General features: G+C 70.2%; 16 protein-coding genes. 6 read left to right on the forward strand and 10 right to left on the reverse strand.

Annotated elements, in window-relative coordinates:
- Positions 1–13: 13 nt before the first annotated feature.
- From ACH4XV_RS45290 to ACH4XV_RS45310, 5 genes are all read right to left on the reverse strand, one after another.
- Positions 14–808 (reverse strand): hypothetical protein, encoded by a 795-nt coding sequence (locus ACH4XV_RS45290; RefSeq protein ID WP_395799919.1) that lies wholly within the window; start codon positions 806–808, stop codon positions 14–16.
- A complete protein-coding gene (locus tag ACH4XV_RS45295; protein WP_395799921.1) occupies positions 805–1,992 on the reverse strand; it encodes a hypothetical protein in 1,188 nt (395 codons plus the stop codon). Before ACH4XV_RS45295 ends, ACH4XV_RS45290 begins: the two co-directional genes overlap by 4 nt.
- Positions 1,993–2,015: 23 nt before the next feature.
- Entirely contained in the window at positions 2,016–3,725 is a 1,710-nt protein-coding gene (locus tag ACH4XV_RS45300) for a WxL protein peptidoglycan domain-containing protein (protein WP_395799923.1), read from the reverse strand.
- Positions 3,726–4,006: 281 nt separating this feature from the next.
- The gene (locus tag ACH4XV_RS45305) at positions 4,007–5,605 is read right to left on the reverse strand and encodes a hypothetical protein (protein WP_395799924.1); all 1,599 of its coding nucleotides are present in this window, start codon (positions 5,603–5,605) and stop codon (positions 4,007–4,009) included.
- A gap of 337 nt (positions 5,606–5,942) precedes the next feature.
- Positions 5,943–6,806, reverse strand: a complete 864-nt coding sequence (locus ACH4XV_RS45310; RefSeq protein ID WP_395799926.1) for a hypothetical protein — start codon at positions 6,804–6,806, stop codon at positions 5,943–5,945.
- Between the two features lie 736 nt (positions 6,807–7,542).
- Here ACH4XV_RS45310 and ACH4XV_RS45315 point away from each other — a divergent pair.
- From ACH4XV_RS45315 to ACH4XV_RS45330, 4 genes are all read left to right on the forward strand, one after another.
- Positions 7,543–8,811 (forward strand): hypothetical protein, encoded by a 1,269-nt coding sequence (locus ACH4XV_RS45315; protein ID WP_395799928.1) that lies wholly within the window; start codon positions 7,543–7,545, stop codon positions 8,809–8,811.
- Positions 8,812–9,117: 306 nt separating this feature from the next.
- Positions 9,118–10,440: a WxL domain-containing protein gene (locus tag ACH4XV_RS45320; protein WP_395799930.1), complete on the forward strand. Its 1,323-nt coding sequence runs from the start codon at positions 9,118–9,120 to the stop codon at positions 10,438–10,440.
- 435 nt (positions 10,441–10,875) lie between these two features.
- Positions 10,876–13,236: a hypothetical protein gene (locus ACH4XV_RS45325; protein ID WP_395799932.1), complete on the forward strand. Its 2,361-nt coding sequence runs from the start codon at positions 10,876–10,878 to the stop codon at positions 13,234–13,236.
- 340 nt (positions 13,237–13,576) lie between these two features.
- Complete coding sequence (locus ACH4XV_RS45330) at positions 13,577–14,704, forward strand: hypothetical protein (RefSeq protein WP_395799934.1); 1,128 nt, start codon at positions 13,577–13,579, stop codon at positions 14,702–14,704.
- Positions 14,705–14,775: 71 nt separating this feature from the next.
- Here the strand turns inward: ACH4XV_RS45330 and ACH4XV_RS45335 are convergent, their stop codons facing one another.
- The 3 genes from ACH4XV_RS45335 to ACH4XV_RS45345 all read right to left on the reverse strand — a co-directional run bounded on the left by ACH4XV_RS45335 (position 14,776) and on the right by ACH4XV_RS45345 (position 17,491).
- The gene (locus tag ACH4XV_RS45335) at positions 14,776–15,333 is read right to left on the reverse strand and encodes a hypothetical protein (RefSeq protein ID WP_395799936.1); all 558 of its coding nucleotides are present in this window, start codon (positions 15,331–15,333) and stop codon (positions 14,776–14,778) included.
- Between the two features lie 155 nt (positions 15,334–15,488).
- Positions 15,489–16,034, reverse strand: a complete 546-nt coding sequence (locus ACH4XV_RS45340; RefSeq protein ID WP_395799938.1) for a hypothetical protein — start codon at positions 16,032–16,034, stop codon at positions 15,489–15,491.
- A gap of 908 nt (positions 16,035–16,942) precedes the next feature.
- On the reverse strand, positions 16,943–17,491 hold the full coding sequence (locus ACH4XV_RS45345) for a hypothetical protein (protein WP_380042974.1): 549 nt from the start codon (positions 17,489–17,491) through the stop codon (positions 16,943–16,945).
- 595 nt (positions 17,492–18,086) lie between these two features.
- Between ACH4XV_RS45345 and ACH4XV_RS45350 the strand changes: the two genes are divergently transcribed.
- Complete coding sequence (locus tag ACH4XV_RS45350) at positions 18,087–19,781, forward strand: hypothetical protein (protein WP_395799940.1); 1,695 nt, start codon at positions 18,087–18,089, stop codon at positions 19,779–19,781.
- Between the two features lie 376 nt (positions 19,782–20,157).
- Positions 20,158–21,756, forward strand: coding sequence for a hypothetical protein (locus ACH4XV_RS45355; RefSeq protein ID WP_395799942.1), 1,599 nt, complete (start codon positions 20,158–20,160; stop codon positions 21,754–21,756).
- An 88-nt stretch (positions 21,757–21,844) separates the two neighbouring features.
- On the opposite strand, the gene gltX is transcribed toward ACH4XV_RS45355, so the two are convergent.
- Both gltX and ACH4XV_RS45365 read right to left on the reverse strand, forming a co-directional pair.
- Positions 21,845–23,215, reverse strand: a complete 1,371-nt coding sequence (gene gltX, locus ACH4XV_RS45360; RefSeq protein ID WP_395799968.1) for a glutamate--tRNA ligase — start codon at positions 23,213–23,215, stop codon at positions 21,845–21,847.
- 109 nt (positions 23,216–23,324) lie between these two features.
- Positions 23,325–23,792 (reverse strand): ATP-binding protein, encoded by a 468-nt coding sequence (locus ACH4XV_RS45365; protein WP_379999806.1) that lies wholly within the window; start codon positions 23,790–23,792, stop codon positions 23,325–23,327.
- Between the last annotated feature and the right edge of the window lie 18 nt (positions 23,793–23,810).

A 23,810-nucleotide genomic window follows, 5' to 3' on the forward strand; every position in this document is an offset into this window, starting at 1 on the left:
CCCGTCGTTTCGGTCAGCTGAGCGTGAGCGTCAAAGTCGCCGAATAGCTCTCGGCCGACGTGTTGCGGTCGGGCAGACGCAGGGTCAGATCCGCGCCGACATCGAATTCACCCCCTGTGACACCCGGTGAGGACGAGGTGGAGCAGAGGGTCGCGGTACGGCTCGACTGGGTCCGGTTTCCGGGCTTCGCCGAGCTGGGATACGGGCCGCGCCCCGGGTGTGGCGTGCAGTACGGCTCCCAGACGAGGTTGTGCGCCTCGATCCGGGAACCGTCCTCCGCCCGGAAGTCGGACATCGCGCCGGTGAGGGTCCACCCGTTGCGCGAACCGCGGAAGTCCTGGACGAGCATCGGGTTCAGCGCGCCCTTGGCGGTGCCGGTGCTGCGGTCCACGACGAGCCGGCTCTGCCCGGCGTTCGGGGTGCTGACCGCCAGCGGGCCCGGGTTGACGTTGCCGTCCACCCGGTCGGGGGTACGGGGTTGCTCGATCCTGGTGTCCCAGTCGAGGCCTCCGGTCCCAGTGCCGCCGGTCGCGCCGCTCCCGCCGCCGCTCGTGCCGTCACCGGCCGGGCCGGCGCCGGACGGGTCCGTCCCGGTCGAACCGGTGCTCGGCGGGACGGAGTTCGTGTCCGCGCCGGCGGTCGGCACGGGGCGGAACGTACCGCCGCCGCCCGGTCCGGCCTGGTCGCTGACATCGGTACGCGACGCCCCGAACTCGCCGCCGGGACCGTAGTGGAACACCAGCACGGTGCCCGCCACGACCGTGATCGCGACGAGGGCGCCGACGCCCTTGCCGGGTCGCGGGGTCATCGATCCCCTCCCCCGGACTCGCCGGCACGGGGGTGATCGCCGCCGCCGGGCCCGGAATCCGCGTACAGCGGACCGCCGATCGCCATCGTCTCGACCATCGAGCGCATCGGGCGCTTGCTCAGGTCGACCGGCTCGACGTCGGTCCCGGCCGGGCGTCGGTTCGCCGTACGGGAATCCGACGCGCCGTCATCCGCCGCATCCCCGGCCGACGTGCGGTTCTTGTCGGCCCTGGTCGCGCGCAACGAGGACTCGGGCAGGCCCACTTCGCGCTCGCGCTCACCGGTGCGCCGGGCCCGCTGCTCGCCGACCAGCTCGACGACGCGCACGAACAGCCGCCAGGCCGCCACCGGGACCACGATCACCAGGAGCGCGCCGAAGATGTACACGCCCCAGGGGCGGCCGACCTCCAGGGCCTGTTCGTCCACGATCTGGTTGTCGTAGGTCACCCGCCAGCTGAACGTGCCGTGTTGGCGGGGGTTCAGCTCCACCGGGAGCGAGATGGTGGTGCGCTGTCCGGGCGCGATGGTGACGTGCGACTCGTAGTTCTCCCAGGTCGGGGCGTACACGCCTTCGTAGAAGCCGATTCGGAAGGTCGGGTTGATGATCGCGGTCTGGCCCATGTTGCCGACCTCGATCCGGAACCGGCGCTGCACCGGTGAGCCGAACCAGGTGAAGATCGAGTCCTCGCCGACCATGGCGCTGTCGATGAAGACCAGTCGGCCGGGCGTCTTGACCGTCACCGGCAGCGGGGCGTAGGGCGCGCCGTCGATCTCCAGCGGCACGCTCGCGTCCTTCGGCGGGCCGTTCATGATCACCGCGATCCGGACCACGCACGGACACGGGGACGGCGGGACGGCGGCGGTCAGCGTGATCGAGATGTTGCCGCCGGGGTCGACCGTTCCGCTCGCGGCACTGGCGGCGGCGCAGTTGACGGTGCCGCGCAGGCCGTTCTCGCCGCAGATGCTTGCCTGGACCAGGGATCCGGGGGTCCAGTCGCCACCGACGACCGACACCTTGTCCCCGGCCGCGACCTTGCCCGGGTCGATCGACGCGCTCGGTCCCGCTCCCGGCGGCGGGGGGTCGGCGGCACGCGCGGGCGCCGTGCCGCCCAGGGCTATGCAGCCCATGAGCAACACGGCGATCAGCGCGAGCGCGGCCCCGCGGGGGCGGACGACTCGAACCACGTGACGGACCCGGTTGGCCAGGATCAACGGCCGACCCCCGCGGAGTCGGCGGAGCCCTCGGCGACCGACGCGTCCGCGCGGTCCCCGACGGGTACGGACTCGGCGGCGGACGCGGAGCCGGACGCGGCCGGCTGCTTCGCGGGCTCGGCCCCGGTCTCGGGGGCCGCCTCGGAGCCGGCCGGTTCCGCGCCGGCCGCAACCTCGTTCTCCCGGGTCGCTGTCGTACCGGCGTCGGCATCGGGTTCGGCCGCGTCACCCGCGTCCTGGGCGGACTGCTTCGCGACGGGAGCCGCCGCCTCGGCCGCGACAGGCGCGTCGTTGGAGGAATCGGCCGCAACCGCCGCGGCCGGTGTGCCCTCGGCCGCCTTCACGTCCACCGCCGGGTCCGAACCGGCGTCGGCCGCAACGGCCTTGCCCTCGACCGACCCGTCCTCGTCCGGCTCGTCCCCAGCCGCGGCCCCCTCCGCCTGCGCGGCCTCGACCGCGCCCGCCCCGGTCGCGCCCGCGACGGCCTCGTTCGCCGCCCCCTCGCCCGCGGCGGCCTCCGGCACATCCGCGGCCCCCGCCTTCGCGAGTTCGACCGGCTCCGCCGTCTCGGCCGCGGCCCCGGCCACACCCGGTGCGGCGGACGCCGTGGGCGCGGCCGGAATCGGCGGCAGCACCGTCGTATCGTCGTTCGGCCCCGCCGGCCCGTTCGGCTCGGCCGGGTCCCCGCCCTTGCCCTTGCGTCCGTTGCGCCACAGGCCCCAGCCGAGACCGGCGAGGATCAGGATCGCGGCCAGCGTGAGCAGGCTCGGCCACGGCGCGGCGGTGTACGAGGTGCTCGCCGAGTCGTCGAGCTTTTGGTCCGGAGCCACCGCGCCGACCTTGACCGTGACGTGGTCCAGGCGCGGCGCGTCCTTCCACTCGACGACCTTCTCCACCGTCGAGCCGGGCAGGATCTCGATGCCCTCCTCGGTCTTGCCCATCAACTTGCGGCCGAACAGCCCCTCGACCTTCAGGTCGAATTTGGGCCGCAGGATCACATTGCCCCGGTTGACGATCCGGTAGGTGATCGTCGCCTTGCTCGACCCGAAGAACTCGTGGAAGCCGGAGTCGCGCTTGACCTCGACCTTTTGCACGTCCATCGCGGGCAGCGCGTCGCCCTGTACGCGCAGGTACACCCGGGCGCCGATCTGGCGCTGGATGTTGACCTTGATCTGCCCCTGCTGCTGGGTGCCCTCGATCGCGGTGTTCAGTGCGACCACGGCGCCGGGGTGGTCACCGGGCGTGGCGTTCGGCGGGATGACGATGTTGAACGGGACCTGGCGCTTCTCCCCCGGTTGCAGGGTCAGCGTCTGGTTCTCCGGCGCCACCTGGATCCAGGTGCCGACGTCCTTCTGCTTGTCGGTGACCGTGCGCAGCGCGAAGCCGCCGTCGCGCGCGGTGTTGTACGCGTCCGCGCCGAACAGCTTCAGCGTCAGCGGCGCCTGGCTCGTGTTGTGCAGGGTCACCACGTCGGGGACGGTGGTGCCGGCGGCGCCTTCGAGGAAGAAGTAGCGACGGGCGTTTTGGCTGGTGCCGTCCGGCACGTACGGGTCGACCGACCACTCGCCGTTGCCCGCCGCCGACGCGGGCGCCGAGGCGACCAGCGTCAGGGACGCGAACAGCGTGGCCAGCACCGCGAACAGGGTGGCCAGGGATCGGGTACGTCCGCCTTGTCGGCGGATCGGTGGGGCCGGGGTGCCCGTCATCGGTGTCTCCAGCTGGTCTGTGTGCCGCGGATCGAATGGGCCGGCTTCGGGAGCGGATCCGAAGGGCCCGCGCTGTGTGCCTGGGTGTCGCGTGCGCGGATCGTCCGAGTGCGGTGTGGGCGGGACGGGCCGGCTGCCCGCCCCACCCTCCGCTCTGCGTCGATCCGCAGCGGCCCGCCGCCGGCGGCCCGTGGGTCACGGATGGTGTCCGTGCCCCAAGGGCCCCCGGTTTCCGGGCCGTTCTGGGTCTCCCGCCGATGGTGTCCGGCGGGAGATGTCGGTCAGGAGATGGAAAGGGTGAGCGTCGCGCTGTAGTTGCCGGGCGCCTGGTAGGCCGGAACCGCCAGGCTCAGACCCGCGTCGGCCGCGAAGGTACCGCCGGTGACCGCCGCGTTGGGCGCGGAGGCCAGGGTGGCGCCGGTCGTGCCGATCGGACCCGCGCTGCCGGCCACGGCCTGGCTGGGCGAGCCCTCGCCCGGGGTGATCTTCGGTGTCCAGGAGAACTTGTCCGCCGCGATGGTGCCGCCGGAGCCGTTGGTGAAGTCGGTGACCGCGCCGGTCAGCGTCCAACCCGTGGCGCCGCCGCGGTAGTCCTTGACCGTCACCGTGTTCAGCGCGCCGGTCATGTTCTGCTGGGTGCCGTTGAGGGTCACGTCGGAGAGTTTGATCCCGCCGTTCTCCTGGGAGATCGTCAGGCCGCCGCCGGCGATCGAGCCGGTGAGGTCCTGCTTCAGCGTGCCGGCCGGGGGGTTGCCCCCGTCGACCGTGAACGGCGCGCCGGCGGACAGCGTGCTGGCGGTGTCCTCCGACCCCGCGATCAGCGTGGTGTCTGCCTTGGTGACCGTGACCTCGGCGGTGAACTTCCCGTCCGCGCCCGCCGTCGCGGTCACCATGCCGGGCACGTCCGGCTGGTGGGCGGCGTTGGTCGGGACCACGTACACGGCGGCGTTGGGCGTATAGCCCTCGCCGTTGACGGTGACCTTGGTGCCGACCGGCCCGTGGGTGGGGTTCAAGGTGAGCTTGCGCGGGTTGCTCGGGACGTCCGCCTTGACCGTGACGTTCGAGGTCTTGGACGTGTCGCCCACGGTGACCTTGAGCTGGTACGAGCCGTCCGCGACCGTCGCGCCGATGGTCGCGGTACCGGCCAGCGCGCCGTCCGTGACGGTGAGCGCGCCGGTGACCTTGGCCGAGTCACAGGCGTTGCCGCTCGCGTCACACAGGGCGACCGCGGGCGTACCCGCGGGCCAGTTCGCCCCGGCGACGGTGAGGGAGTCGCCGGGCTTGACCTGTCCCGGGGTGGTGGTCAGGGTCGGGTCGAGCGGGGCGTCGGCGACCTTGTACGAGGCGACGACGCCGTTGTTCCCGGTCACCGCGCAGGTGGCGGTGGTGATCTTGTTCGCGCTGCCGGGCAGGTAGACGTCCACCGCGAAGGTCTTGAGCGTCAGATCGATCCGGGTCCCCGGCGCGGCCTGCGGAATGGCCAGGTCGGCGGTGAACTCGGGCGGGTCGATGCCCTTCGTGGGACTGATGTCGGCGGTGAACTTCGGTGCGGTCAGGGTTACTTCGCCACCGGTGCTCAGGGTGAAGGTGTACTGGCCGACGAAGCCGATGCCGTTGAACGGGGTGTCCGTCCGCAACGGGTTCTCGCCCGCGTCGATCTTGGCCTGCACCGTCCCCGGTGCCGAACCGGTGTCCGGCGTGAGCGTGACGTCGAAGGTCTGCTTGCCGGACTTGTTCCAGTGCAGGATCGGCTCGGTGCAGGTCAGGTCCGGGTTGACCGACGCGGCCGACGCCGCCGGCGCACCCGCGACCAGTCCCGCGGTACCCGCGATCATCGCGACGCCGAACGACGCGGTGACCTTCCTGCTGGGTTTGAACATGTGGTGCTGCTCCCTTCTGGGGGTTGCCGCCGCCACCGGGGGCGGGGCGGTCGAACACCGCACCGGAGCGGGTGCCGAGGAGCACTGCACTGCCACGAGCCCGGCGCTCCGGTGCCGTACCTGGGCGGTCGCCTCGCTCGAGATCGGTGGCACACGGCCGAGGCGGCCGTCCCGCTGTCCGTCGATTCCCCTGCGGGACACGGACCCCACACAGTGAACTGAAACGTGTTACAGATTCAGGCGAGCCATTCACCCGCGATCGCCTCGCGGAGTCAATAGCGTCGGCAAGCGCCGCGGTCGGCCTCCCGAGCCGGGAGGCCGACCGTCCGCGTCCGGGTCAGGCGTTGCGCGAGGAGCGCACCCGACGGGTCGCGAGCAGAACGCCACCGATGCCGAGCAGACCGACGGTCCCGCCGAGCAGACCCATCGAGAGCGCGTCGTCCATCGGACCGGTCTTGGCCAGCGAGTCGTTGCCGGCGGTGGTGCCCGAGGTGCTGGTTCCCGTGGAGCTGGTGGAACTCGACGAGGACGAGCCGGAGCTGGTGGAGCCGGAACTGGTGGAGCCTGAACTGGTCGAACCCGAACTGGTCGAACCCGAACTGGTGCTGCCCCCGGTGGTGCTCGCGGCCGGAAGGGTGACCGAGAAGGCGGGCTGGGGGCTGGCGTCGGTGACCGCGCACGGGACGTTCAGCGTCAGCTTCGGATCGGCGACGTCGATCTTCAGCGCGAAGGTCTTCGGCAGCAGGTCCACCTTGCCGGCGGCCTTCGTGGGCAGCGCGACGTTGGCCGCGAACGAGGGCACGTCGATCCCGGCGTTGGCCTTGAGCGGCAGGTCCAACGTCGCGCCCACGGCGGTGAGCACGGCGGATCCGCCCTCGTACTTGGCGGTGAAGGTCACCGTCGGGGTGATCTTGACCGTGGTGCCGAGCGGCGAGGAAGCCGGGCTGACCCCCGGGTCGATGTTCAGTTTGATCTGGCCGCCGGCGGTGCCGTCTGCCGGACCGGTGACGGTGAACGCCTGCGGGCCGGTGACCGAGTCCTTGCCGCCCATGGCGGCCTTGACCGTCGGGTCGCTGAAGTCGCACTTGAGCGTCGTGTTCGATGTCCCGGCGCCGGCCTGCGGCGCGAGAGTCATCATGGCGCCCGCCATGACGGCGAGCGCCGCCAAGCCGCCCGCTGTTCGCTTAATGGGCCTGCCCATACGGTGGTTCTCCCTTCGGGGGGATCTCTTGCTCGTCGAGAAGTCCTGATCGAAACGGCCGGAGCGACACGCGATCGGCAGGGCCGTTTCGGCGGGTCGGCCTGCACCGGCCCGGCACGCGCCCCGACTCATCGGGTACACGCGGTCGCCACACCCGACTTCCCCCTTTCGAGGCGCGGACCGGGCGGGAAAACCGGACCGCGCAAGCACCGGTGGGGACACGCCTTGCGTTTCCCTGAGCGGGGCTTTCTCGGCGCATCCGGGAGACATCGAGACTGTTCCAGTACTTGATGTCACGTCAGATCTTCGGGTGACGGTACGACAAGTGGCATGAGCGGACAACAGCGAAAAGCAGAAAATCTGCATCCGTCGGACACGGTTCCATATCGCGCGACCTGCGAAATCACTCTGTCGACAAGACGGTTGACATGACCTCACATTTTCGACACGTGTCGCGTACACACGCCTTGCCAAACCCTTACGAACCCGCCGACTTCCCGCCCTGCGCCGGGCCGACCCCGACCCCGCCCTCGGCGCCTCGCTCCGCCGCCGCACAGCTCCGCGGGCCGGCACGTCCCGAACGCGACACAGCCCGCCCGGATCCCTTGACACCACGTCAGGCATGCCGAATCAATGGGCGTTTGGCCCATATATGGAACACGTTTCAAGCCGGCCCGGACATCGACGACCACGTTCGATCGAGCCCGGGGTCGGCCCGGAAAGGAGCGTCCCGCACATGGTTCCACCCCGCAGGAGGCTGTTCGCGATACCGGCGGCGGTCGTCCTCGTCGCCGGCGCGGCGGGTCTCACGGCGGTCGCACCCGCGGCACAGGCGGCACCCGTGGAGCACGAGGTGAGTTGCCGACCACCACTCGCCGGCGGACCCGTCTTCACCTGGAAGCCGAAGGTCGAGCTCTCCGTGTCGCCGCCGAAGCAGGGCACCTACAAGGTGGGCGAGGAGGTCACCGTCACCTGGCACTGGGCCGCGCCGCCGCGCAACCCGTGGGCGTGGGCCGGGGTCCTCCCCGACGTCGAGACCCCCAAAGCCACCGTCAGGCTCTCCAACGCCCAGGTCGGCGAGATCGAACTCACCGGCCCCGCCCGACACCCGGGCGTCGGCGCCGCGCAACCCCTGCCGGTCGCGGACCTGACGGGGAAGTTCACCCTCGCGACCGAGGGCCGGATCGACCTGGCCCCCGGGGCGTACGTACTCCAGCAGTTCCTGATCCAGGACTCGCCCTGCACCCCCGTACACCCCGACCGACTGCCCGTCTCGACGAGCGTCCAGGTCGGCACGCCCCCGACCTCGGGCCCCGGCACCGGCGGCCCGGGCGGCGCCGGCGGATCCGGCAACCCGTCGGCCGGCGGATCGGCCGGCTCCGGCGGCACCCCGTCCGCCCCGCCCCCGAGCGGCGTGCCCACCGGCCCCACCGCCGGGGCGATCGGCGACCCGACCCTCGGCGGCACCGGCGCCACGCCGGGCGCGGGCATCCCGGGCGCGGGCACCACGCCCCCGCCCGGAGTGCCCCCGCTCCCGCCGGCCGGGCAGGTACCGCAGACCCCCGCCGACGCCGTCGCCGGGCCGCTGTTCATGCGGCAGAACTCGGCGGGTGTGACCATGCCGGAGTTCCGACCCGGCGACACGACACAGGAGTTGGAGGGTCGGCTCAACCCGGTCACCATCCAGGACCGGCGCGGCAGCACCCTCGGCTGGACGCTGACCGCGCAGAGCAGCGACTTCATCGGCCAAGGCGGTGAGGTCGTACCGGCCCGACGACTGACCTGGATCCCGGCCTGCACCACCGTCGAGGGCCCGCCCGCCGCCGTCGGCACCGGCGTGCCCGGCACGGTCGGCGGCGACGCCGAGGTGCTGTGTCGGCAGAACCCGAGCACCGGCGCCGTCACGGGCGGCGCGTTCGAGGCCAACGCCCTGCTGAGCCTGTCCCTTCCGGGCGGCACCCGCTCCGAGGCCTACACGGGAAATCTGACGCTCAGTCTGAGCTGAGTCACCCTCGGACACCGGGACGCCCTCCTCGCTCGAACGGGGAGGGCGTCCTTCCGGTTTTCCGGCCGTATCCCTTGACTTTGCACACCGGGTGGAGCGGAATGATCAAGCATCATTTCTGCAACACGTTCCACCGACCGGCGGGGCCGCACTTCGCGACGGCACCCGTCCGGACGCGCATGCGCCGTCGAGGCCGCGCGGACGTGTGCGTCCCGCCCCCCGCGCCCGGTCCTGCGACGTGGTGTTTCGGCTGCCCCGCCCACCCCGGCGCCGGCAGAGCGGTATCCGAGAAAAGGAACGCACCCTATGTTCAAGGCAAACAGGCAACTCGCCGCCTCGCTCGGCGTGGTGACGATCGCCGGCACCGTCGGCATGGTGGCCCTCGCGCCCGGCGCGAACGCCGCCGACGTGACCTACACCTCGCACTGCGTCAACCAGATCGTGCCGAACCTGGTGATCCCGGACGGCGACCTCAAGATCGACCTGTCGGTGACGCCCGCCAAGGCGCGCTACGACGTCGGCGAGGAGGTCACCGTCACCTGGACCTGGAAGTCGTACCCGAAGGCGCCGCCGGAGATCCCCGTGGTCGGCAAGGTGGACAAGGACTCCACCCTGCCCAAGGGCAGCGTCACCCTGGGCGGCGCGGCGGCCGGAGCGGTCGCGGTCGAGGGGCAGCGGATCAACCCGGAGACCCTGCCGGGCCAGGAGCTGGTGCTCACCAACATGACCGGCAAGGTCAAGCTGACCCAGGCCGGCGACGTGACGCTGACCCCGGGCCTGTACTCGACCTTCACCAAGGCGTTCGGCCTGGACGCCGAGACCAAGTGCAACCCGGTGAACACGGTCGCCCCCTCGGCCACGCTCAAGGTCGGCGCGGCCGACAAGCCGGTACTGAACGCGCCCTCGACCGCGGTCGAGCCGGGTAGCGAAGTGTCTCTGACCGGAAGCAAGTTCGCCCCCGGCGCGGTGACCGCGACGCTGGACGGCGCGGCTGCCGGGATCGCGTTCTCCACCCTCACGGTGGACGCGTCCGGCAACCTGACCGGCAACGTCAAGCTCGCCGACAACGTCGCCAACGGCGCGCACACCCTCGCGGTGGCCGACTCCGAGGGCAACAGCGGCCAGGCGCAGCTGCTGGTCCGCAAGAAGGTCGACCCGACCCAGCCGGGCGACCTGACCCAGAAGCTGGACGGCACGATCACCGCCGGCTCCCTGGCGATCACCCAGCAGGCGGGCGGCATCCGCATGTCCGACGTCTCGGTGAGCGCCCAGGACCAGACCATGACCGGCAAGCTCAACACGGTCACCGTGTCCGACCTGCGCGGCGGCAACGCCGGGTGGACGCTGACCGGTTCGGTCACCGACTTCGAGAACGCGGCCGGCGAGAGCATTCCCGCCGACCACTTCTCCTGGAAGCCGAAGGCCGCCAAGGCCGACGAGAAGTCCAAGGGCACCCCGGTCGCGGGCAGCGCGGGCACCATCGGCTCGGGCGCGACCCTGGCCTCGGTCCCGCAGGGCGCGACCAACACCGGCGGCACCTTCTCCGCCGACGCCGACATCGACCTGAAGGTTCCGGCCTACCAGGGCGCCGGCGACTACAGCGCGACGCTGACCCTGTCGATTTCCTGATCACGGTCACGGTTGGCCGGCCCGGCTGATCGGCACGGGGCGCCCACCGCAATCCCTCACTGCGCGGTGGGCGTCCCGTCGCCCATTTCCCGTACGCGCCAACGCTTTTCGCCCATAGGGCCCGCGTGTACGACACCGGCCGACGGCGCACACAAATCGTTGCCGTCGGAACGCGTTCCGCTGTTGACTTCGCAAACGCCCAAGGGCTCAATGGGAGGCGCCGTTTTCTGGAACAGGTTTCATCGCAGGGAAAGACCGGGTGACAGCGGCGGGGTCGGGTGTCACCCCGCCGACGTCGAAAATCGGCGCACGGCACCGAATCGACCGTCCCGCGCCGCGCGGGTCACCGACGGCGACGGACCGGTCCCGGTGTGGTGTTCGACTGCTCGCTCCCCCGGCGGGCCAGGCAGGCATCCCGAGGAGGGACAGCACCACATGCTCAGACCAAGAACCAGGGAAAGCACTGGGTCCGGATCCCGCAACAAGCGCGTCGCCGGCGTACTGGGCACCGCCCTCGTGGCCGGCGCCCTGGGCGTGGGCGCGGGGGCGCAGTCCGCGAACGCGGCTCCGGTGACGTACAACGTGCACTGTGTACCGCCGAGCATCGGTGGCGGTCCGTTCGACTTCGACGCCCAGGTCGACCTCACGGTCGCCCCGGTCAAGGCGAAGTACAACGTCGGCGACGAGGTCACCGTCACCTGGACGTGGAAGGACGCGGCGAAGAACCCGTCCTCGGTGACCGTGAACGCCGACGCGGTCAAGCCGCGCGGCAAGGTCCTCATCTCCGGTGCGCAGGGCGGCGAGATCGCCATGGAGGGTCCGCAGAAGAACGCGCAGACCCCCGGCGGCGAGAAGTTGTGGCTGTCGAACATGACGGGCACGCTCAAGATCACCAAGCCGGGCGAGCTGAAGCTCTCCCCCGGCGGCTACACCAGCACCGCGAACATGTTCGGCAGCTGGGACACGCCGTGCACGCCCAACGGCACGCCGGGCGTGGGCGCGACGCTCGCGGTGGACGGCGCGGTCAAGGCGCCGACCGTGACGTTCGGCTGGAACGTGGTCCGGCCGGGCGCGGGCATCGATGTGACCGGGGAGAACTGGCCCGTCGGTCCGGTCGGTGTCGAGTTGTGCGACCTGAACGGCAACGCCTGTGCAGCGGAAGGGGCGTCGGGCTCCACCCTCACCGTCGACGCCTCCGGAAAGTTGTCGGGCCAGGTCCGGGTCGCCGCCGGTCTGTCGGACGGCGTGCGACAGATGCGGATCGCCTCGGGCGCCACGTCGATCCTGGTACCGGTCTCGGTCGCCAAGGACGCGATGCGGCACTCCGAGCCGGTCAAGTACACCGTGCGCTACACCCCGGCGTGGGGCAACGGCCCGGCGTTCGACTGGTCACCGGAGGTCGCACTCTCGGTGAGCCCGGCCAAGACGTGGTACGAGATCGGCGACGAGGTCACCGTCGGCTGGAAGTGGATCGGATACCCGCGCAACCCGTCGAGCTGGGTCGTCGCGCTGAAGGACACGGTGACGCCCAGCGGCACCGTGAAGCTCTCCGGCGCGCAGACCGGCGACGTACAGGTCACCGGCGACAAGGGCAACCCGGCCACCCCGGGCGGCGACGTGCTCAAGGTCAACGACATGAAGGGCACCTTCAAGGTCACCAAGGCGGGTCGGATCGACCTGACGCCCGGGGGATACGGCCTCAAGGTGATCACCATCGCGTCGAGCGGCGCGCCCGTCGGCACGCCGGCCGTCTCGCAGTCGATCATGGTGGGCGCGCCGGCCCAGCCGAGCCTGGTGGTCGCGCAGACCCTGCTCAAGCCGGGTGATCCGGTGAACCTGTCCGGGGAGAACTGGCCGACCGGCCAGGGCAATCCTCAGGTGCAGCTGTGCCAGGAGGACGGTTCGGGTTGCGTCGGTTCCGCGTTCACCGCGGGCACCGGTTCGGTGGCCAAGGGTGGTGCGCTCACCGCCCAGGCGACGCTCGGTACGCAGGTGCCGCCGGGGAATTACCTGGTGAAGGTCACCGTGGGGATCGCCTCGGTGTCCCAACCGGTCACGGTGACCTCGGCGGTCGTCCTGCCCCGGGCGATCACCGCGACCCCGGATCGTGGCCCCTCGGGCACGAAGGCGCACGTGACGGGGCACAACTTCACCCCCGGCGCGGCCGTCGTGCTGGAGACCCTGGACACGAACCTGGGTCTCACCGGTGACAGCACCGAGGTCGCCGCGGGTCCCGACGGGACGTTCGCCGTCGATCTGACGGTGACCAAACCCGGGACGACCCAGATCCGGGCGGCGGAGAAGAACGACCGCAACAAGATGGCGCTCGCCCCGTTCACCGTCGAGGGCGGCGGTCCCGGCGAGGAACCGGGCACGTTGTCGATGACCCAGGCCGGGACCGGCGTCCTGCTCGCGGACGTGCCGTTCGCGAACCGGGACCAGACCATGACGGGCTCGCTGAACGCGGTCACCGTCACCGATGCCCGCAAGGGCACGCTCGGTTGGCAACTCACCGGCTCCGTCTCGGACTTCAAGGCGGACGGCGGCTACTCGCTGCCCGCCTCGGCGTTGTCCTGGACACCGCGGTGTGCGGCCGAGCCGAACTCGGCGAGCCAGGTCGTGACCGGCTCGGCGGGTACGGTCAACGGCGGGCTGCTGTGCAGCTCGGCGGCGTCCACGGATCCGGCGCACAAGACCGGTGGCGTGTTCAGCGCGAACGCGGGCCTGTCGCTCGCGGTCCCGGCGTACCAGGCGGCCGGGACGTACACGGGAACCCTGACGCTGACCGTCTCCTGACGGCACGTCGGCCCCACGCGGGGCGCTCCCGCACCTTCGGTGCGGGAGCGCCCCGTTCGCGTGTCCGGACCGGGGCACCTCGCGACCGGGGAAAGTGGAACTTGTTCCACCGCTTCCGGACGACACGTGTCAGTGCAGGTCAGGGCTCTGCCGAAGACCTCCCGCAGGGCCGGCGGGGGCTTTCGTACCTCTTGACTTCGACAGGCGAAAGCGCATCAATGTGACCCGCCCCACTTCTGGAACACGTTCCACTTAGCCACGCGCGTATCCGCCCCCATGCCGCCGACGCGACGCCAACGCCCGCCGCCGGCAAGGAACGCAGGACAGGGAGCCGCACCTCATGAAGCAGCGCACCAAGCGCCTGACCGCCGGACTCGGCGTGGGCACACTGGCGATCACCGGATTCCTCGCCGCCGCCCCCGCCGCCTTCGCCGGCACCGCGACGCCGACCGTCACGTGCTCGCTGCCGCTCGGCCAGGGCGACAAGACCGGACCGATGTCGGTCACCGTGGACGGCCCGACCACCGCCAAGCCCGGTGAGACGGTCGACCTGAAGATCACCCTCGGCCCGAGCCCGGCGACCAGCCCCGCCGCGCTCAGTGGCATCAAGATGACGCCGTCGATCGACTTCGCCCTGTCCGGCGGCGCGACCGGCTCGGTCACCCTCGCCGGCGCCGAGACCACGATCGACATCCCTGCGAACACGCCGATCCAGAGCCCGCCGTTCTCGGTCCGGCTCCAGATCCCGGCCACCGCGACCGGCACCGTCGACTTGACGCCGACCAAGACCACCACCGCCACGGTGACGCCGTACGGCAACTTCACCACGCCGTGCGCGGTCACCGGCGCCTCCGGCGTGGTGCAGAGCATCGCCGTGCAGAGCACGCCCGAGACGGCCACCCTGAGCGCGTCCCCGGGCACCGTGGAGGCCGGCAAGGAGACCACGCTCGCCGGTACCAACTGGACCAAGGGCGGCACCCCCACGCCGTCCCTGTGCGCCGCGGACGGCACCGCGTGCAACCCGGCGGGCATCTCCGCCAACAGCCTGCGTATCGGCGCCGACGGCGTGCTCTCCGGCGGCGTGACGGTCGCCCCCGGCACCGCGGACGGCGCGTACAGCGTCCAGGTCACCGACGGCGGTCGCACCGCCACCACGCCGCTGACCGTGAAGAAGGTCGAGGTCCCGGTCCCGCAGCGCAAGGTGACGCTCAGCAAGAGCACGGTGCGGCCGTGGACGTTCGTGAAGGTGTCCGGGGAGAACTTCACCCCGAACACGCTGATCGCGCTGGCCGGCGTGGAGGGCGCGAACCCGACCTTCAACTTCGGCCTGGCCTGGACCGACCGCAACGGCAGGTTCAGCTCGTGGATCCTGGTCACGAGCAAGAAGACCACCGGCATCACGGCGGTCGAGATCGACACGAGCTTCAAGTTCGACAAGCTCGGCATGGCGGGCATCACGGTGAAGTAGCCCGCGCCGCACAAACGTCGGCCCCGGTATCCGCAGTGGATACCGGGGCCGACGTTTGTGCGGCGACCGGCTCAGAAGGTGAAGTCCGCCGAAACGCCGTTCTGGCTGCCGACGCAGTAGATGTCGTTGCCCGCCACCGGATTGTGCACCTTGATCGACCAGTTCGCGGCACTCGGCGTGCCGGTGGTGGTCTTCAGTCGCAGGGCGGTGCCGGCGGGGATCCGCACGGGAGCGGAAAGCGGGCCCATGACCATCGGTGGGACCGGGCCCCAGGCCGGGTGAGTCGTGCCCGCGAAATCGAACACCGTCCCGACGCCCGATCCGCCGCTGCTGGTCTGCACGGTGCGGAACACCATCGTGGCCGAGTTGGGCGCGATGTTCGCGGGGTTGCTGATTGTCAGGCCCAGTTTGAGCTTCTGTGGCAGGGAGGGGCTGGGCGCGCTCGACGTCAGCGCCCCGGAGACGAACGCGGGACCGGCGAAGACCATTCCACTGGAGTCGTCGCAGCTGATGCCGACCGACCTCGACTCCGGCGGAATCGCGTACGCGGACGTGGACAGCACGGTCACCGCGGCCCATGCGCCCGCGGTGCACGCGACGGCGGTTGTGGCGAGCCTGGAACGAATCATGTGGGGTCCTTCCCCCAGTCGGCCGATCATCGAGGCGGTCGGCGAAGTGCCGATACATGGGCAACGCCCGTCGTGGCGACCCGAAGGCCGCCACGACGGGCGCGCGGTGCGTTCGGAGCCGAGGGCTCCGGCTCCCTGGTCGAGAGCCGGTCGGATCAGAACGTGAAGGTCCCGGCCTGGCTGCCGGTGCAACGGATGTCGGCCGGCGGCAGACCCGAGAACGACGCCTGGATGCGCACCGAGTAGTTCGTGGCGGTCGGGGTTCCGGACGTCGAGACCATGTTCGTCGTGGTGCCCGAGGCGATCCGGGAGCCGGCGGCGACCGGGCCGAGGGTGATCTGGCTGCCCGGGTTGGGCGGGACCGGCCCGTTCATCGGCGGGTTGACCGTCCCGGAGAAGGTGATCCCGCCGGTGAACAGGATGGTGGTGGTGAGCGTGTTGGGCGCGATGGAGACGGGCGCCGTCATCGACGACGTCAGTTTCATCTTCTGCGCGTTGGGCGCACCCGGGTCACTGGAGGCAAGGGTGCCCGTACCACCGGACGCCCAGACGGTGCTGCTGAGAATGTCCACACACGTCATGCCGCTGACGGTGTGACTCTCCGGCGGCAGGGCCGAGGCGGTACCCGAGAGGGCCATCGTGGCCGCGAAGGCACCCGCCGTGCAGGCGATGCCGACCGAGGCGATCTTGGAACGAGACATGAAGGTAGTGCTCCTTTCACGGCTTTCCGAACGAAGACACGCCCGCCCGACCACCCGCGGTGGGCAGGGCTTTGGTACCGCCGGCCGGTATCTCGACATCGACAGGTGCAGCGATGCCGCTGTTACCGCAGAAGGATCCGCATTGCTTCGAGTTCGGTTCCCCGGCAAGGGAGAGTGAAGCGGGATGCCGAAAAGAAGTCAATGCCTATTGTCCATCTTTGCATTGCCAAGTGATCATCGACTACCTTCCAACCATATTGACCAAGACCTGTCGCCCATTGCCAATGATCATCAATTACATAATTTTGATCATGGTGACACGCGTCACTATACAGGCTCGATTACTTACTGTGATTCCAGTCGTTTGAATGCCCATCCAAAACAAAAAGGGGAGCGCCGCGCGGATGGCTTCGGCCCTCGGATCCACCGCTTTCCGATCATGTAATCGGCGACTTCCGGAGCGCCTCCGACGAGGCCATCGGCGGGGCGGCCCGCGGCCGGCCGGGCAATCCCGCCCTCCCGGCGGCGGACGTCCGGCCTCGAGTCCATTCCTTCCTGCCGCACCGAGCCACACACGGGCCCGAGGAGCCACGTTCGTGCCGATCGGGTACTCGTGGACCACACCCGGACCGGCTTGTCCCGGAGAACGCGAATACGCGACCCGCTTCTTGCATGCGAATCGCGGTTTATCGAATTTTCCGCCGGTGACACGTGACACCGGATTCAAACGGTCCCACTATTTCCGTCCCGCCTCTGTCGCACCGCAAGGGGCGGGGACCCGGGAAACGAAAAACACCTGCCCGGGCGGCGCGAACACCGCCCGGGCAGGCTTTTGCAGCAGCAGACCGTCACACCCGCGTCCTCGGCCCGGTCGGGTGCTCGCCGGGAGCACCCGACCGGGGAGGCGATTAGAAGCTGAAGTCGCCCGAGGCCGCGTCCTGCTTGCCGGCGCAGTAGATGTCGACCGACGAACCGGAAATGGTGGTGTTGATCTTCATCGACCAGTTGGTGGCGCTGGGCGCCCCGGCCGAGGTGTCCTGCAGACGCACGGTGGTGCCCGCGGCCAGGCGCGCCGTGGCCGGGATCGCCCCGAGAGTGATCGGGTTGCCGGCGTTCATCGGCGGGTTGACCGTGCCGACGAAGTCGCGGATGGTGCCCGCGCCCGCGCCGGTCTGGACCGTGCGGATGACGGTGGCCAGCGAGTTCGCCGGGATGGCGATCGGCGCCACCATCGGCGAAGCAAGCTTCATCTTCTGCGGGTTGGTGCCGCCCGGGTCGCTCGACGTCAGGGTGCCGGCGCCGCCGGTGACCCAGGTCTTACCAGTGCTGTCCTGGCAGGTCAGCGTCACCCCCCGGGAATCGGGAACCGCGTGCGCCGTACCGGACAGGGCCACCGCCGCCGCGAACGCGACGGTCACGCAGGCGATACCGGTGGTGGTGATCTTGGAACGGGACATGGTGGAGCTCCTTGTCGTCGATTTCCTGAGACCTGGTGGTGGCGCACGTTCTCCCTGGCCTGCGAACGCAGGCGGACACGGTGAGGCTGCCGGCGGGCATCCCGACGTCGACCGCCACAGGGGACGGCCGAGGTGATCGGGATCCGGGTCGGGGCGCTTCGCCCCGCTTCGGGGCCCCTCCGGCACAGCCATGAGTGAAACTGCGTAAGCGGAAGAAGTCAATACGGTTTTGTAGATGAATTAACCGGGCAAGAACCAGCATTCGAAGAGCCCGACCTATTGACACGGTCAACTTTGGAAAGGGTTTCCTTCGATGGTTTATCAAAGTTGATCATGGTGACACGTGACACCAAGATGATCACCATTTGCGCATTGCTTCCTGTGGCTTTGTTCGCTAGATCTTCGGCACCAGCACCACGTCGGAGTTCGCCTTCCCCGTCCCATTCCACGCTTCTCGGTCATCGCTTCCGACGTCCGTACCCGACGGACGTACGTGGCGGTGATCGGCGAATCGGCAGCCATCGGGCACCGCCGGGGCGAGCCGGACCTCCGCACCACGCGTCACTCGGCACTTCCCCACCCGGCTAGGAGAACCGTGTCCCGAATACGAAGAATCGCTTCCCGCAGACTGGTCGCCATCGCGGCGGCCGCGGCCGTCGCCGGCACCGGCGCGCTCGTCGCGATCGCCCCCTCGGCGCAGGCCGACACCGTCGACTACGCGACGCACTGCACCAACCCGTACTCGAACCCGCCGGACGGCAACGTCAAGATCGACCTGGTCGTCACCCCCGCCAAGAGCACCTACCAGGTGGGCGACGTGGTCTCGGTCGAGTGGCAGTGGAAGCTCTACCCGAAGGCGCCGCCGTCGATCCCGGTCGTCGGGAAGGTGCCGAAGGACTCGACCTACCCGGTCGGCACGGTGAAGTTGACGGGCGCGCAGACCGGCAACTTCGCCATCCAGGGGCCGCAGATCAACCCCGAGGCGCTGCCCGGCCAAGACCTGATCCTGAGCAACCCGGTCGGCTCCTTCACCCTGACCCAGGCCGGGCAGGTCAGCCTCACCCCCGACATCTACTCGACCTTCACCACGGCGGTCGGGCAAAAGGTCGAGACCAAGTGCTCGCCGATCAACCCCGTCGCGGTCTCGCGCACCCTCACCGTGGACGGTCCCTCGACGGGCGCCCCCACACTGAGCGCGAACCCCGGTGAGTTCAACGCCGGTTCGCAGGTCGCGCTGTCCGGCGCCAACTGGGCCGCGGGCACCCCCTCGGTCGAGCTGTGCGACGCGAACGGCGCCGCGTGTCTCGCCAACAGGATCGCGGCGAACAGCCTCGTGGTGGCCAACGGCGCGCTGTCCGGCAACATCAACACGGTCGCGACCGTGCCGACCGGCAACTACAAGCTCAAGGTCAAGGTCGGCGCCGGCGAGGCGCTCACCCCGGTCAAGATCAACGCGGTCGCCCGGACCATCTCGCTGAGTCCGAACCGCGGTCCGGTGGGCACCGGCGTCACCATCACCGGCAAGAACTTCAACCCGAACATCTACATCCTGGCCTACGGTCGGGACGCGGCCGGGAACCTGCTCGACGACACGCTGGTCTACGGCCAGTCGGCCGCCGACGGCTCCATCGTGATTCCGGACTTCGTCGCGAGCCTGGGCTCGATCACCTCGATCATCCTGATGGAGGGCACCGACGAAACCACCCTGGTGAGCGCTCCGTTCACCATCGGCGCGGCCCTGCCGGCCACCCTGTCGGCGTCGCCGGCGTCCACCCACGCGGGTGGCACGGTGACGGTGTCCGGCAACAACTGGACCCCGAACGGCTCGGCCACCGCGTCGCTGTGCGCGGCCGACGGTTCGGCGTGCAGCACCGCCCGGATCAGCTCGGGCCCGCTCACCATCGCCGCCGACGGCGCGCTGGCCGGCAACGTGACGATCGCGGGCAACGTGGGCGAGGGCACCTACAAGCTCAAGCTCAGCGACGGCGGCGGCAACTCGGCGCTGACCGCGATCACCGTGCAGCGCCGCTGGCTGGAGCTGGACAAGACCTCGGGCAGCCCGTGCACGTTCGTCCTGGTCACCGGGCACGGTTACGGCTCGCTCGCGTGGGTCAACGTCAACGGTCTCGCGGGTGACTCCAAGACCAGCGACTGGGCCGGCGCGTGGGCCAACGCCAACGGCGACTTCAGCATCTGGATCCTGATCACCAAGTCGAACACGACCGGGATCATCGCCTCGGAGACCTTCCACTCCGACCGGCTGGCCACGACCCCGTTCAAGGTGACCTGACCCGACCGGAAAGCACCTCGCTCGACGCACCACACGCGGAGGCCGCCGTCCACCCCGGACGGCGGCCTCCGCCGCGTTTCCGGAACCGGAATACGCCATTCCCATCCCGCTTCCGCCGGAAGTCGATCTTGTTGACACGTGCCAACAGGATTCCCGCGGAACAGTTATTGACTTTGTCAGCGATTACCGGATGAATACGGTGTCGGACCATCTATTGCCGACCACCGCCACGCACCCCGCACATTCCGGACGAGGGTTCGGCCGACCTCGCCCTCGCCGGCGACAAACGCCGCAGGTCATTCTCCCCGGATGTCGAAGTTCTGCTCCACAGTGACGGTAGGCATATTCCATCCCGGCGAGGAGAATAGTGTCCCGAATGCGAAGAATCGCTCCACGCAGAAGCACCGCGCTGATCGGCACGCTGGCGATGGCCGGTACCGCCGGTCTGATCGCGCTGGCACCGTCCGCCTCGGCGGCCTCGGTCGACTACCGCGCGCACTGCACCAACCCGTTCCTGGCCGACATCGCCGACGGTGACCTCAAGATGGACATCCAGGTCACCCCCGCGAAGGCGACCTACACGGTCGGCGACCAGGTCACCGTGACGTGGAAGTGGCTCAAGTACGGCGTGGTGCCGGTCAACACCCCCTTCGGCATCCACGTCGGCGAGAACAAGGCGCTGCCCAAGGGCGAGGTCCTGCTCACCGGCGCGCAGACCGCCTCCGTGCCGGTGGAGGGTCCGCGCATCAACCCCGACGCCGCGCCCGGCGAGGAGTTGAAGCTGTCGGACATGACGACGAGCATCACGCTGACCAAGCCCGGCACGCTCAACCTCGCCCCCGGCAACTACACGTCGTTCGTGGACGCCGGGCTCGGCAGCGACGTCGCCACGGCGTGCACCCCGGTGACGCCCGTCGCCCCCGGCACCACGATCAACGTCGAGGGCTCCAGCACCGCGGACCCGACCGTCACCGCGACCCCGGGCGAGGTCAGCGCGGGTGGGCAGATCACCATCGCCGGTAACAACTGGCCCGCCGGCACATTGACTCCGGAACTGTGCGCCGCCGACGGTTCGGCCTGCGACGCCGCCAAGATCTCCGGCAACACCCTCGCCGTCGGCTCGGGCAACAAGCTCGCCGGCACCGTGACGGTCCGCAACAACGTTGCCGCCGGCGACTACAAGGTGAAGGTCAAGGGCAGCGGCGTCGAGGCGCTGAGCGGCGTGGTCAAGGTCAAGGCGGTCGAGCGCAAGATCTCGCTCAGCGTGGACCACGGCCCGGTCGGCACCACCGTGGTGATCACCGGCTCCGGCTGGACCCCGGGCAACTACGTCCTGGCGTACGGCATGGCCGGCGACGTCCAGGACGACGACGTCAGCGCGTACACCGAGGCCGCCGCGGACGGGACCATCAACATCACCGACCTCGTGGTGAGCAAGGACAACATCACCGCGATCAAGGTGAACGAGGGCTCGGAAGACACCACGGTGACCAAGCCGTTCCGCGTCACCGTTCCCGGCCGCGACCTGAGCCAGACCGTGACCGGCAACGTCGTCGCCGGCGGTCTGACCATCACCCAGGAAGCCGGCGCCATCAAGCTGTCGGACATCACGCTCAACGGCCAGGCGCAGAACATGACCGGCGCACTGAACACCGTGACCGTGAAGGACTTCCGCGGCGGCAACACCGGGTGGACCCTCACCGGCTCGGTGTCCGACTTCACCAACGGCAGCGGCGGCAAGATCGGCGCCGACAAGTTCACCTGGACCCCGAAGGTGACCACCGGCACCGGCTCGCCGAGCACCGCGGTGCCCGGTAGCACCGGCCCGATCGGCACCGGCGCCACCCTGGCCTCGGCCCCGGCCGGGGCCAGCACGGGCGGCACGTTCTCCGCCGACGCCGACCTGTCCCTCGCCGTCCCGGCCTACCAGGCCATCGGCACCTACACCAGCACCCTGACCCTCTCGATCAGCTGACCCGCGTACCCGAACACCCGGACGGCCCCCACGACTTCGGTCGCGGGGGCCGTCCGCCGTGCGGGCCCGCCCCGTTCGGGGCCGGCGGCTACTCGGCCTCGGCCAGGCGCTTCAGGGCGCGGTCGACGCGGGCCAGGACCCGGTCGCGGCCGAGGACCTGGAGGGATTCGAACAGCGGCAGGCCGATGGTGCGGCCGGTGACGGCGACGCGGACCGGGGCCTGGGACTTGGACAGCTTGAGGCCGTGGGCGGCGCCGGCGGCCTCGACCGCGGCCTTGAGCGCGTCGACGTTCCACTCGGCCCGGGAGAGTTCGTCGCGGGCGCTCGTGAGCACGTCGGCCGCGCCCGGCTTCATCGCCTTGGCCCAGGCCGCCTCGTCGTCGGCCGGCTCGGCCAGGAACAGGAAGTCGACGTACATCGGCACCTCGTCCAGCACCGTGATCCGGGTCTGCACCAGCGGCGCCACCTCGGCGAACACGGCCGGGTCGTACGCCTCCTTCGCCCACGGCGCCTTCGGCCCGAGCAGCCACGGCTCGCAGGCGCGCACGAAGGCGTCCGCGTCCAGCGCCCGGATGTAGTCCGCGTTGAACGAGGACAACTTCTTCACGTCGAAGAAGGCCGACGACTTGTTCACGTCGCGCAGGTCGAACAGCTGCTCCAGCTCGGCGTACGGCCGGATCTCGATGTCGTCCTTGGGGCCCCACCCGAGCAGGAACAGGTAGTTCACCAGCGCGTCGGGCAGGTAGCCCTCGTCCAGATAGGACTCGAGCGCCACCTTGTCCCGGCGCTTGGACAACTTCTGCCGCTTCTCGTTCACGATCACCGGCAGGTGCGCCCACTGCGGCGGGGTCGCGCCCAGCGCCTCCCACAGGAGCTGCTGCTTGGCCGCGTTGGACAGGTGCTCCTCGCCGCGGATCACCATGGTGATCTTCTGGTCGACATCGTCGACCACGTTCGCCAGCAGGAACACCGCCGAGCCGTTGCCCCGGGCGATCACGAAGTCCTCGAGCGAGGCGTTCGGGAACTCGGTGACCCCGCGCACCAGGTCGGCCACCACCGTGACGCCCTCGTCCGGGGTACGAAAGCGCAGCGCGCGCCCGTCGCCCGCCGCCAGGCCGCGCTCGCGGCAGAAGCCGTCGTAGCCCAGGTGCTTGGAGCCGGTCCGGGCCTCCAGGTCCTCGCGGGTGCAGTCGCAGTAGTACGCGCGGCCCGCCTCGAACAGCCGGACCGCCGACTCGCGGTGCAGCGTCGTGTTCCGCGACTGGAAGTAGGGGCCCTCGAAGGCCGGGTCGGCCGAGCTGATCCCGATCGCCGCGAGCGCGCTCAGGATGCCGTCGGTCCACTCCGGCCGGTTGCGCGCCTCGTCGGTGTCCTCGATCCGCAACACGAACACGCCGCCGGCCTTGTGCGCCACGGCCCAGTTGTACAGCGCGGAACGAGCGCCACCGACGTGGAACATGCCGGTGGGAGAGGGAGCGAAGCGAACACGAACCGAAGAGGCAGACATGTGCTCCAGGGTATCGGCCGCCCGGACCGGCCTCGGCCCGGTACGCCCCCGGCCCGTCGGCTCAGCGCATCGCCTCGGGCACGGGCATGTCCACCCAGACCGTCTTGCCCTGCTCCCGGTGCACGACCACGCCCCAGTCCAGCGTCAACCGGCGGATGATGTGCAGTCCGTGACCCCCCGGTCGCGTTCCGGAGTGCGGCGACCTCGCCTGTGGCGGCTCCTCGCTGCGGTCGTCCACCTCGATCCTCAGCAGTTCGCTGGTCCGCACGACCCGCAGCTCCACCGGGCCGCCCGCGTGCAGGCACGCGTTGGTGACCAACTCGACCGCGACGAGCAGCACGTCGTCGGAGGTCAGCAGCACCTGCTCGTCCTCGGAGCCGCTCCATCCGTACGCGTGGAGCGTGTTGCGGATGAACGTCCGCGAGCGCGCCACCGCCCCCGCCGCACCCTCGAACGGCAGTCTGCGCACCTGACGAAGCGGTGGGGTGGAGAAACAGGCCTCCCCGTCGCCGGGCGCCTGCGATCGCATGGCGCACATCTATTGGCT

Source organism: Embleya sp. NPDC020630 (assembly GCF_044334985.1).
Lineage (GTDB): Bacteria > Actinomycetota > Actinomycetes > Streptomycetales > Streptomycetaceae > Embleya.